The organism is Nostoc sp. (assembly GCF_036917815.1).
Taxonomy (GTDB): domain Bacteria; phylum Cyanobacteriota; class Cyanobacteriia; order Cyanobacteriales; family Nostocaceae; genus Nostoc.
This window is the reverse complement of record NZ_JBALEK010000051.1, coordinates 48,359-60,107: the sequence shown is the minus strand read 5'-3', so window position 1 is coordinate 60,107 and position 11,749 is coordinate 48,359. Positions and strand designations below refer to the sequence as shown.

Sequence of the window (11,749 nt, the reverse complement as noted above, 5' to 3'; positions counted from 1 at the left end):
ACTTATCCAGCAATACTTGTATAAATAGTGTTCCCTAATTCGTCATCCGAACCGTATTGGGGCAAATCCTTTTCATTAGGGAAAAACTACAGGTTTCAAGATAGATATGGTTTACCTACACTGTAGGTAGTTCAAGCTAAAATGGTGAATAGTGTACTGAGAAGTACAGCCCATTTTCCTGGAGGCTACTCTTTTCACCCTCCACCGAGATCAGGGGAATGCCCCAATCTAGACGGGCTGATAAATTATCGTCTTGTTTCCACAACAGCCCCAACCCAGTACTAAGCAGCGTATTCGGTGATGGATTTTCGCCCTTGACATTCCAGCCTTTGCCAACATCAATGAAGGGTGTCAGTTGCAGCACCCCGCCAATCTTGGGAGCGCGGACAATGGGTACTCGAAATTCTGCCGAAAATAACAGCCCATTATCTGTGAGTAATGCGTCTTGGCGATAGCCCCGTACACTTAGCTGTCCACCAAGGCCAAATTGCTCCAAAGGTACTAAGGAATCTGCTGCCAATTGGAAATCGCCTCTAGCGATAAATAGAGTGTCTGGTGCTAATTGCCGCACCCACTGCGCTTGTCCCCGCCACGCGAAAAAGCGGCTATCTGGTTCATTTTCACTGACGTTTGCACCAAACCAATCTACCCCAAAGCTCAATTGCGATCGCGCCGCAAATACATATTGGTTACTTCGTTGGGTATATTCTTGAAAAAATCGCAGGGCAGAAATATTAGTTTTTCCGTTTGCATCTGCACCTGGGGAAAGCTGAAACGGCCCAATGTTATCAATACCCAACTCAGTTTGGCTTTCCTCGCGCGAGAATGACAGCCCCATCGCTAACTCTTGGGTTGGTTTTTGCACCAGTGGTTGCCGATAGCCCAATTCGTAAAATCGGCTATTTGACTGAATATCAAGGACGCTGAATGGTTTTTCAATCACACGGTTCCATCCCTGGCTAAAACCGAAGGATACGGTGCCATTGTGGGCGTTAATCGGTAGCGTGTAATTGGCGTTAATGGTATTACTGCCATCGGTGTTAGCGTATCCCACACTGAGGGTATCGCCCAAACCCGATAAATTGGCTTCTTGCAGATCCACTCCCCGACGAAAACTGCCGACACTGGGCGATCGCCCATTATCTAAGCTTGCTGTCATCTGAAAAGTTTCTGCTTCTTCAACCTCAACTTGCAACACATTGCTTCCCGGACGTACACCTGTCTGTAACTCGGCTGACAGGTTTTTAATTCGCGGATCGAGGCGGAGTAGTTGGAGTTTCTCTAGTAAGTGTGGTATATTTAGAGGCTTTTGGGCACCAAGTTGAATGCGATCGCGAATGTATTGACTGTGCAATCGTCTATTGCCGGTAATTTTGATTTCTTGCACACTACCCTCGATCACCTGAATTTTGATCACCCCAGCTTCTACTGTCTGCGGTGTAATCAACGCGCCTGTAGTGACATAACCTTTATCACTGTAGAGCTTCGTGATCGCATCTCTAATTTGCAACAACTCTGCAAAGGTCAGTTCCCGTCCGACAAAGGAAGCTGTGACAGCAGCAAACTGTTCTGGTTTGAAAACTGTACTACCAATAACTTCAATCCGATCAACCCGAAATTTGGCATTAGGGTCATTCTGCTCTAGAATCGGCTGATTCGGTAGTTGTGGGGATGGAAGCAATTGATTATCGTCTGCTGGCTTGGGCAGAATCTCTGACGGTAACGGAGTTTGAGGAATATCTTCTAATCTACCTGGGGGTAATATCTGAGGATTGGGAGTCTGGGCGATCGCATCCTGATAGTTGCAAAATACTGCTGTTATCACAAAGCTAAGTGTTATAAATCCAGCAAAAATCCTCAGTTTACCCACGAACTTGTCGACCTCTGGCTGATTTCTAACCAAGGTTTTTCTAATCATTAATTTATATTTAAATAAATTACAGTGAAATTCTTAATACTTAAAAGTATAAGTAAATACATAACAGACACTATATCTAACTTAAATTTTTCCAGAAAAAATCAGTAATATTACTATTTATTCTGATATTTTTCGTTGTGGTGATTAGACAATATCCAAGGCAAAAGTCAGAGTGGAGGAAGTCTCCACTCTGTTAGCATTAGCGAGTAATCGAGTCTGCTAGGAACGTCACTTTGTCAGAGAGTATCCTTATTTAAATCCCCTAACTTTAGTTATGGGGATTCACTGATAGCTAATAAATGTTCAGCACTATATTTCACTCAAAAATTGAGATGTACTTACGCCGAGTTGATTTTTTGTCCAGTCTGATTTTCTAGACTTCAGAGACTTTTTCCTCTCTAGGAGAGAGAGAGCGAATTAACTCTCGAATTACATCAGTTGCAGGTCTCCCAGTTATTGAACAGTATTGTTCAAGCTTCTGTGCCTCGCTTGAGGTGAGATTGATTGTCAGTCGTTTAGCAGCCCATTTCTTATTCATTTATTAGACAAGCGATGTTTTTAAACTACTTCTCTAATATCAATCATGTAAGCTGCTACTACAATGGTATAACTAATGACATTTAATTAAATTAATCATGAAGTTGGATAGGATGTTTTTCTAAGCAATAGCGAAGAAGTTAACTGTATTCTGGAGTATAAAGTTTAGCTAGTTTTAAGGCAATAATTATAAACATAATGTAAGTAATATTCAATTAGCAAAGCAATAGATACGTATTATTACTTAATATTTAAGGATGATATATGGCGTTTCCTAAACTCTATAATGAAAATTGGAGGAAGCAAAATTACGGTAAAGTTATGCTACGCACCTTTAAAGCAACCTTAAGAGGTGACTCCTTGAAATGGGAAGACGACGCAGGGCAAAATTTGAGAGGCGATCGCCCAGTTCAAGTTTTAGTGACAATTTTGGAAGAACAGCCAATTGCTGAAACTAATGGACGTGGGCAACGGATGGCTGCTGCATTAGAGAAGCTATCACAAGCACAAGCTTTTGCAGGAATCGATCCAGTTGTTTGGCAAAGAGAAGTACGACAAGATCGGCAACTTCCTCTTCGAGATGAATAATGCTTTTGGATAGCAATATTATCATGAATGGGAATTCTAACTTTAAATCCGGGTAGGGAAGTTTTTAGTGATGAGAGTCGTACCCTTTCTATTTATATTAATAAGTGGGTTATTCACTCCAGGGATGATGTTAAGAGCGATACTCCCTTGGAGTGGCTCCGCCAACGCTCAAGTGACATCTGATGGCACAACTAACACCATTGTCAACCAAAGTGGTAATAATTTTAATATTCTTAACGGGATTGAAAAAGGGAATAATTTATTTCATAGTTTCAGTAATTTCTCTGTGCCTACGGGTGGTTCAGCAAGATTCGATTTAATTAACACACCAAATATTACAACTATATTTAGTCGGGTTACTGGTGGGAATATTTCTAATATTGATGGGTTAATTCGCACGCTCAATAGTAGTAACCCAGTGAGTTTGTTTTTGATGAATCCCAACGGGATTATGTTTGGGCAAAATGCCAGTTTGAATATTGGCGGCTCGTTTCTGGGGACGACGGCGAATAGTATTAAGTTTGCCGATGGAGTCGAATTTAGTGCCGTCAATCCGACTACGACACCCTTATTGACGATAAGTATGCCGATGGGACTGCAAATGGGACAAACGCCTGGAATGATTACTGTCCAAAATACCGGACACCGCTTAATTGGGGGGAATGCCCCGCTTCAGATGGGAACAACTCCTAAAGGCTTGGGCGTTGCTCCTGGCAAAAACCTAGCACTCATGGGGGGAGATATTGTTTTAGATGGTGGCATTCTAACCGCCCCATCGGGTCATCTAGAACTCGGTAGCGCCAGAGCCGGAACCGTTAATCTCAGCACGTCATCCCCTGACTGGAATTTTGACTACGGCACTCTCCAACAGTACGGCGATATTCGGTTTTCGCGTCAAGCCCTTGCCGACGCTAGTGGTGCTACTGCGGGTTCGATTCACCTCCAAGGCAGAAATATTAGCGTGAATGATGGTTCTGTGGCGTTGTTAACCAACCAGGGAAATCAAGGTTCTGGGGATATTGCAGTCAATGCCAGCGAGTCCTTAGAAATGCGAGGCGTTGGTACTTATGGATTTACCCAAAGCCTGTTGGTGACGAATGCGATCGCCGGTGCTGGTGGCAACCTGGTGATTAATACACCACAATTACTGCTCCAAGATGGGGCACAAATTAATACCGATACTTTTGGGGCTGGAATGGCAGGAAATATCTCAGTCGCGGCGAATTCGATTCAGATCGTTGGGTTTTCATCTTTGAGTCCAGCGACGACTCGCAGCCAGATTATTTCAGAAACTATGGGGGTTGGACGGGCAGGTGATATTCAGATCGCGACGCGGCAATTGAAAATGCAAGCTGGCGGTTCGATCGTGAGTGTCAGTATGGGCGCTGGAGCAACGGGAAATGTGATGGTCAATGCCTCTGAGTTTATCGAAATGACTGGAGAAAATCCCGTCAGTTTCAGTTCAAGCTTTCTCGGAGCAGTCAGCTTCAACCGGGGAGATGGGGGGCAAGTTACCATCAATACGCCCAGACTGAGCGTAGAGAATGCCGCCTCCGCCGGATCATCTACCTATGGCTTGGGCAATGCTGGTAACGTGCAGGTGAATGTTTCAGACCAAATTAGCGTGAATGGCATGAGTGCCGCATCGGGTAAGTCGAGCCAGATTAGTGCCAGTGCGCCGTTGCAACCTCTCGCCTTTAAGCAAGCATTCGGGCTATCGGGTCTGTCCACGGGCAATTCAGGTGATCTGATCATTAATACCCCACGCTTGCAGATTACGGATGGAGGGCTGGTGCGGGTCAATAACCAAGGTTTTGGTAATGCCGGAACCCTCTACATCAGGGCGGATACAATTTTCCTTGATAATGCTGGTAGCATCACAGCAGCGACTAAATCTGGTCAGGGGGGCAATATTGATCTGAATACTAATACTTTAGTTATGCGTCATGGTAGCAACATTACTGCAACCGCAGGGGGGACGGGTGACGGTGGCAACATTGTGATCAATTCACCTATTATTCTGGGTTTAGAAAACAGTGACATTATTGCCAATGCTTTCCAAGGTCAGGGCGGTAACATTAACATTAGCACTCAAGGTTTATTTGGGCTGAAGTACCGCGATCGCCTCACACCTGAGAGTGACATCACCGCCAGTTCCCAATTTGGCATTAACGGTACAGTTGATATTAATAACATTGGTATCGATCCAAATTCCGGTTTAGTAGAATTACCAGAGAATGTCACCGATCCATCGCAGAAAATAGCTACAGGTTGCGCGAGTAATCAAGGCAGTCGCTTTGTGGCAACGGGACGGGGTGGGATACCGCAAAATCCAACGCAGCAAATTGGGAGCGATGTCTACGACGGGCTACGCCTACGCACTTGGTCTGATATCCGCGATCTCTCTGCATACCTCAAAACACAAGCTTTACAAGCACAAATACCCAGCGCTCCAGAAACTCTGATTCAAGCTACATCTTGGCATCGCAACGCCCAAGGAAAAATCGAGTTAGTTGCAGATAAATCTTCCGCTCAGGTGCAGCAACCATTAACCTGTGCAGTGGCGCCAAACTAATCAGTCCCGACGCTGGAAATGGTACTGACTTTTCACGGTATCTGGAAAACCTCACTTCTATTTCTCTCTTCCTTTAAGGAGAGAGACTTTAAATTTTCCTCCTTCCCGCACTTCGTGCCGCTACGCGAACGTAGGGAAGGGGGTTAGGGGGTTAGGTCAATCGTTAGCTTTTCCACATAACGTGAAAAGTCAGGGAAATGGTAAAGTCAAAATAAGCGGAGGTTTTGATATGGCTCAAGCTTTACCCAAACTATTTACTTTTGAAGAATTTATTGAATGGCTGCCGGAAAACACCGGAAAACGGTATGAATTACACGATGGGATAATTGTGGAAATGTCTCAGCCGAATGGAAAACATGAAAAAGTTACGGGATTTTTAGCAGGGGAAATTCCCGTTGAATACAAGCGATTAAAATTGCCATATTTTATCCCCAAAACTGCATTAGTAAAACCACCGAAAAAATCTTCGGGTTACTCGCCAGATGTGGTTCTAATCAACGATGATAATCTCCAAAACGAGGAATTTTGGGAGAAAGAATCTACCGTGACTCAAAGTGAATCCATTCCTTTAGTTATTGAGGTTGTAAGCACAAATTGGGAAGATGATTATTACACCAAATTAGGAAATTACGAAGTGATGAAAATTCCCGAATATTGGATCGTTGATTATGCAGCGTTGGGGGCAAGAAAATTTATTGGTAATCCTAAACAATCAACTATTTCTATCTATCATCTAGTTGATGAAGAATATCAAGTTGCCCAATTTAGGAATTCAGAACGTATCATATCGCCCACTTTTCCTGAGTTGAAACTGACTGCAAATCAGATTTTTAATGGTGCTTTATAGAGCATTTTTTGATCTCCATTCCAAGGAAATCCCGATAATATGCTGATAATTGCTAATTGTTTTGATTCCAGGAAATGGGTGTTAGCTAGACGACGATTTCGGGAATGCTAATACCAGAATTTAATGGGATTTCTGGTATGAGAACGATGTGCAAAGGGATAAGCTTCCGGCTTGACGCTTTGATATTTATATTAATAAGTGGGTTATTAAATCCAGGAATGATGCGATCGGCGATACTCCCTTGGAGTGGCTCCGCCAACGCTCAGGTGACATCTGATGGTACTACCAACACCATTGTCAACCAAAGTGGGAATAATTTTAATATTCTTAACGGTATAAATAAAGGTAATAATTTATTTCACAGCTTCAGTAATTTCTCTGTGCCTACAGGTGGTTCAGCCACCTTCAATTTAATGAACACACCAAATATTACAACCATATTTAGCCGGGTTACAGGTGGAAATGCTTCTAATATTGATGGGTTAATTAGCACGCTTAATAGTAGTAACCCGGTAAGTTTGTTTTTAATGAATCCTGCGGGGATTGTGTTTGGGGCAAATGCCCGCTTGAATATTGGCGGCTCCTTTGTAGGGACAACGGCGAATAGTATTAAGTTTAGTGATGGGACGGAATTTAGTGCAGTGAATCCGACTGCGACACCGTTGTTGACAATCAGTGTCCCCATTGGCTTACAGTTGGGGCAAAATCCAGGGGGGATTACCGTGCAAGGGAGCGGACATCAACTGATCGGCGGAATTTTTACCCCCACAGATCGCAGCAATAATCCCATCGGTTTACAAGTTGGGGCAGGTAATACACTAGCACTAATCGGTGGTGAGGTTAACTTCATCGGTGGCATTGCAGCCGTTGCTGGTGGCGGGCATCTGGAAATAGGCAGTGTCAGCAATGGGCAAGTCAGACTCAATCCCACAGAGCAGGGCTGGGTCGGGGATTACTCAGGGGTGCAGCAATTCAACGATATCCATCTCGCCCAGCAATCGCTGCTAGATGCTTCCGGCAGCAACGGCTCGATTCAATTACAAGGACGGAATATCAGCTTCACCGAGGGTTCCGTTGCCTTGCTCCAAAATCTTGGTACACAACCGTCCGGGGGGATTACAGTCAATGCCACCCAGTCCCTTAACCTCACGGGGAATACACCCGATGGAAAACTGGGGAGCCTGATCGAAATCGAGAACTTAGGAATGGGTCAGACGGGCGATATTACCATCTCCGCCGCGCAGCTATCCCTCCAAAATGGTGGAGAAATCAGTAATCGGACGTTTACTCAAGCACCTGGTGGCAATATAACAGTCAATGTCGCAGGGTTAATCGATGTCGATGGCTTTGCCCCCGCCAACCCAACCAGTGAGTCCTCGATTGCAACACTCACATTTAACTCCGGCGACGCAGGCAACCTTACGGTCTCAACCGATAACCTGATGCTTGATGATAGTGGTGGTTTTTACTCTGTAACCATAGGCTCTGGACAGGCTGGAACCTTACGAATTAATGCAGAAGACTTAATCGAAATCGCTGGCAACAACTCCATTACATTGTCACCGAGTAACTTGACTTCAACGAGTGTCAGCTCTGGAAATGCCAATAACCTGTTTGTCAATACGTCCAGATTAGTGATTCGAGATGGTGGATTGCTAGGGTCTAGCACCCTTGCCACGGGTTCAGCCGGTAGCGTGACTATTAATGCTTCAAAGTCCGTAGATATCGAGGGTAGAAGTGCCGCTTCGATCATCCCTAGCAGCATCACTTCAACCGCCGAAATTCTCGATCCAGTCACTCAAGCTGCCTTTGGACTGCCTGCCATTCCCAGCGGGAACGCTGGTTCCCTAACCATTAACACACCGTCATTACGCATCACAGATGGGGCATATATCAGCGTCAAAAATGATGGTCCAGGCAACGCCGGAGATTTGCTCCTTAACGCCAACTCTATTTTCCTTGACAACCAAGGCGCTATCACCGCATCAACCGCCTCTGGAAACGGAGGTAATGTCAGATTAAACTTACAAGAGGATCTGCTGATGCGTCACAATAGCCTGATTTCCGCCACTGCTGCGGGCACCGGTAATGGTGGTAATTTGTCAATTAACGCACCGGTGATTGTTGGATTAGAAAACAGCGACATCATTGCCAATGCAGTCCAAGGTCAGGGCGGTAACATTAACATTAGCACTCAAGGTTTATTTGGGCTGAAGTACCGCGCTCAACTCACACCTGAGAGTGACATCACCGCCAGTTCCCAATTTGGCATTAACGGTACAGTTGATATTAATAACATTGGTATCGATCCAAATTCCGGTTTAGTAGAATTACCAGAGAATGTCACCGACCCATCGCAGCAAATAGCTACAGGTTGCGCCAACAGTGAAGGCAGCCGCTTTGTCGCAACGGGACGGGGTGGAATACCGCAAAATCCCACACAGCAAATTGGGAGCGATGTCTACGACGGGCTACGCCTACGCACTTGGTCAGATATCCGCGATATCTCAGCATACCGCAAAACACAAGCTTTACAAGCACAAATACCCACCGCCCCAGAAACTCTGATTCAAGCTACATCTTGGCATCGCAACGCCCAAGGAAAAATCGAGTTAGTTGCAGATAAATCTTCCGCTCAGGTGCAGCAACGATTAACTTGTGCTGCTGTGACCAAAAGTTAATGATGTTATTAATCATGCCCTGAATGGGAATTCTAACTTTAAATCCGGGTAAGGAAGTTTTTAGTGATGAGAGTCGTACCCTTTCTATTTATATTAATAAGTGGGTTATTAACTCCAGGGATGATGCTAATGGCGATACTCCTTTGGAGTGGCTCCGCCAACGCACAGGTGACATCCGATGGTACTACCAACACTATTGTCAACCAAAATGCTAATAATTTCACAATTCTTAACGGTATAAATAAAGGTAATAATTTATTTCACAGCTTCAGTAATTTTTCTGTACCTACGGGTGGTTCAGCTAGATTCGATTTAATTAACACCCCGAACATCTCCACAATTTTCAGTCGAGTTACAGGGGGCAGTGTTTCCAATATTGATGGCTTAATTCAAACGATTAACAGCAACAACCCCGTTAGTCTATTTTTGATCAACCCTAGTGGGATAATTTTTGGAGCCAATGCCCAACTAAACATCGGGGGTTCGTTTATTGGTACAACTGCCAACAGTATTAAATTTGCCGATGGGATTGAGTTTAGCGCAATTAATTCCCAAACTACCCCACTGTTGAGCATCAATGTTCCCATTGGTTTGCAAATGGGTAGCAATCCCGCACCGATCAACGTTCAAGGCACAGGACATGCCTTAACCTTAGGCTTAACCAATAATCTAGCTTCCATCACTCGCACTCCTAGTCCGACAGAACTGCGAGTACAGCCTGGAAAAACTCTGGCGTTGGTGGGTGGTAATCTAAATCTGAATGGGGCAACCCTGACTGCCGAACAAGGGCAAATTGAATTGGGCAGTGTGAGTGGCATAGGGCTAGTTAACTTGATACCAGATGCTCAGGGTTATACGCTTGGGTATGCTAATGGGCAAAGCTTTAGTGACGTTCAACTCACTGGGCGATCGCTGCTGGATGTGAGTGGGATGAATGCAGGTTCAGTTGAAATTCAGGGTAAAGAGATCCAATTTACCGATAGCTCGCTGGTGCTGGCACAAAATTTCGGTAATCTCCCTGGTGGCAACCTGCATCTTCAGGCATCGGCAGGAATCGATCTGACTGGTACAACCAGCGGAGTTCGGAGTGAAACCTTGGGGATTGGAACTGGTGGTAACATCAGCGTCATTACTCCCCGATTCAGCCTCCAGCAGGGAGCGGCATTAAGTAGCATAACCTATGGAGTATCTGCCAGTGGCAATATTCAGATCGATGCCTCAGCGCTAGAGATATCTGGCTTCTCGCTGACCACTTTAAATGCCAGCGTTATTAACACTGGTACATTCGGTTCCGGGAGCGCAGGTAATATCTTCGTCAATGGCGATAGTTTACTAATATCTAATAGTGGAGCATTGTTTTCAGCGTCGCTGGGTGTTGGTGACAGTGGTGAAGTTATCATTCACAACATTGATACCATCATCAGGGGAAGTAGCTCCCGACCTAGCCCCACTGTAATTAGCTCAAATGCCTTCAGTAGAGGAAATGCCAAAACCATAACACTAGATACTGCCAGGTTACAACTGCTAGATGGGGGAACAATTACCACAGGCTCGTTTTTTGTCGGTCATGGAGGAGATATTAGTGTAAATGCTACAGAATCCATCCAAATTAGTGGTGGCACTCAGTTAAGAAATAGCGCCATCGACTCGTCTACCATGCACATAAACCCAACATTCCAGAAGCTACTTAGTTTGCCTAATATACTGACAGCCGATGCCGGTACGATCAGCATCACAACGCCGAACCTAACGTTGAGAGATGGCGGGACAGTCAGTGTCACGAGTCAAGGTAGCGGCAATGGTGGCAGTCTCAAGATCACAGCCAATACCATCCGATTAGAAGGTCAAGGAAGTATCCAGGCACAAACAGAATCAGGTAATGGAGGTAATATTAACTTACAAGTTGGGAAGTTGTTGCTGCTGCGTGACAATAGCACGATCGCAGCAACAGCAGGCGGTAATGGTAATGGAGGTAATATAAACATAAATGCACCGATCATCGTCGGCTTAGAAAACAGTGACATTATTGCCAATGCTTTTAATGGCAATGGCGGTAACATCAACATCACCACCCAAGGCTTATTCGGACTCAAATACCGCGCTCAACTCACACCTGATAGTGACATCACCGCCAGTTCCCAATTTGGCGTTAACGGTACAGTTGATATTAATAACATTGGTATCGATCCAAATTCCGGTTTAGTAGAATTACCAGAGAATGTCACCGATCCATCGCAGCAAATAGCTACAGGTTGCGCCAACAGTGAAGGCAGCCGCTTTGTAGCAACGGGACGGGGTGGGATACCGCAAAATCCCACACAGCAAATTGGGAGCGATGTCTACGACGGGCTACGCCTACGCACTTGGTCAGATATCCGCGATCTCTCAGCATACCGCAAAACACAAGCTTTACAAGCACAAATACCCACCGCTCCAGAAACTCTGATTCAAGCTACATCTTGGCATCGCAACGCCCAAGGCAAAATCGAGTTAGTTGCAGATAAATCTCCTACTCAGGTGCAGCAACCATTAACCTGTGCTGCTGTGACCAAAAGTTAATGATGTTATTAATCATGCCCTGAATGGGAACTCTAACTTTAAAT

The 11,749-nt window shown here is 45.0% G+C and carries 7 protein-coding genes; 5 read left to right on the top strand and 2 right to left on the bottom strand.

Annotated elements, in window-relative coordinates; genetic code table 11:
* Positions 1–136: 136 nt before the first annotated feature.
* Together V7K97_RS15080 and V7K97_RS15075 are read right to left on the bottom strand one after the other, a co-directional pair.
* A complete protein-coding gene (locus V7K97_RS15080) occupies positions 137–1,918 on the bottom strand; it encodes a ShlB/FhaC/HecB family hemolysin secretion/activation protein (RefSeq protein WP_334801842.1) in 1,782 nt (593 codons plus the stop codon).
* Between the two features lie 373 nt (positions 1,919–2,291).
* A complete protein-coding gene (locus V7K97_RS15075) occupies positions 2,292–2,456 on the bottom strand; it encodes a CopG family transcriptional regulator (RefSeq protein ID WP_334801841.1) in 165 nt (54 codons plus the stop codon).
* 263 nt (positions 2,457–2,719) lie between these two features.
* Between V7K97_RS15075 and V7K97_RS15070 the strand changes: the two genes are divergently transcribed.
* The 5 genes from V7K97_RS15070 to V7K97_RS15050 all read left to right on the top strand — a co-directional run bounded on the left by V7K97_RS15070 (position 2,720) and on the right by V7K97_RS15050 (position 11,705).
* Positions 2,720–3,043 carry a hypothetical protein gene (locus V7K97_RS15070; protein ID WP_334801840.1) on the top strand — a complete coding sequence of 108 codons (324 nt, stop codon included), beginning with the start codon at positions 2,720–2,722 and terminating at the stop codon, positions 3,041–3,043.
* A gap of 70 nt (positions 3,044–3,113) precedes the next feature.
* Complete coding sequence (locus V7K97_RS15065; protein WP_334801839.1) at positions 3,114–5,618, top strand: S-layer family protein; 2,505 nt, start codon at positions 3,114–3,116, stop codon at positions 5,616–5,618.
* 229 nt (positions 5,619–5,847) lie between these two features.
* Positions 5,848–6,465 (top strand): Uma2 family endonuclease, encoded by a 618-nt coding sequence (locus tag V7K97_RS15060; RefSeq protein WP_334801838.1) that lies wholly within the window; start codon positions 5,848–5,850, stop codon positions 6,463–6,465.
* A gap of 104 nt (positions 6,466–6,569) precedes the next feature.
* The gene (locus V7K97_RS15055) at positions 6,570–9,146 is read left to right on the top strand and encodes an S-layer family protein (protein WP_334801837.1); all 2,577 of its coding nucleotides are present in this window, start codon (positions 6,570–6,572) and stop codon (positions 9,144–9,146) included.
* 66 nt (positions 9,147–9,212) lie between these two features.
* Positions 9,213–11,705 carry a two-partner secretion domain-containing protein gene (locus tag V7K97_RS15050; protein ID WP_442936868.1) on the top strand — a complete coding sequence of 831 codons (2,493 nt, stop codon included), beginning with the start codon at positions 9,213–9,215 and terminating at the stop codon, positions 11,703–11,705.
* Positions 11,706–11,749 lie beyond the last annotated feature (44 nt).

Coding starts and splice junctions, on each gene's coding strand:
- V7K97_RS15080 (WP_334801842.1), bottom strand. CDS start 1,918: ATGATTAGAAAAACCTTGGTTAGAAATCAGCCAGAGGTCGACAAGTTC.
- V7K97_RS15075 (WP_334801841.1), bottom strand. CDS start 2,456: ATGAATAAGAAATGGGCTGCTAAACGACTGACAATCAATCTCACCTCA.
- V7K97_RS15070 (WP_334801840.1), top strand. CDS start 2,720: ATGGCGTTTCCTAAACTCTATAATGAAAATTGGAGGAAGCAAAATTAC.
- V7K97_RS15065 (WP_334801839.1), top strand. CDS start 3,114: ATGAGAGTCGTACCCTTTCTATTTATATTAATAAGTGGGTTATTCACT.
- V7K97_RS15060 (WP_334801838.1), top strand. CDS start 5,848: ATGGCTCAAGCTTTACCCAAACTATTTACTTTTGAAGAATTTATTGAA.
- V7K97_RS15055 (WP_334801837.1), top strand. CDS start 6,570: ATGCTAATACCAGAATTTAATGGGATTTCTGGTATGAGAACGATGTGC.
- V7K97_RS15050 (WP_442936868.1), top strand. CDS start 9,213: ATGAGAGTCGTACCCTTTCTATTTATATTAATAAGTGGGTTATTAACT.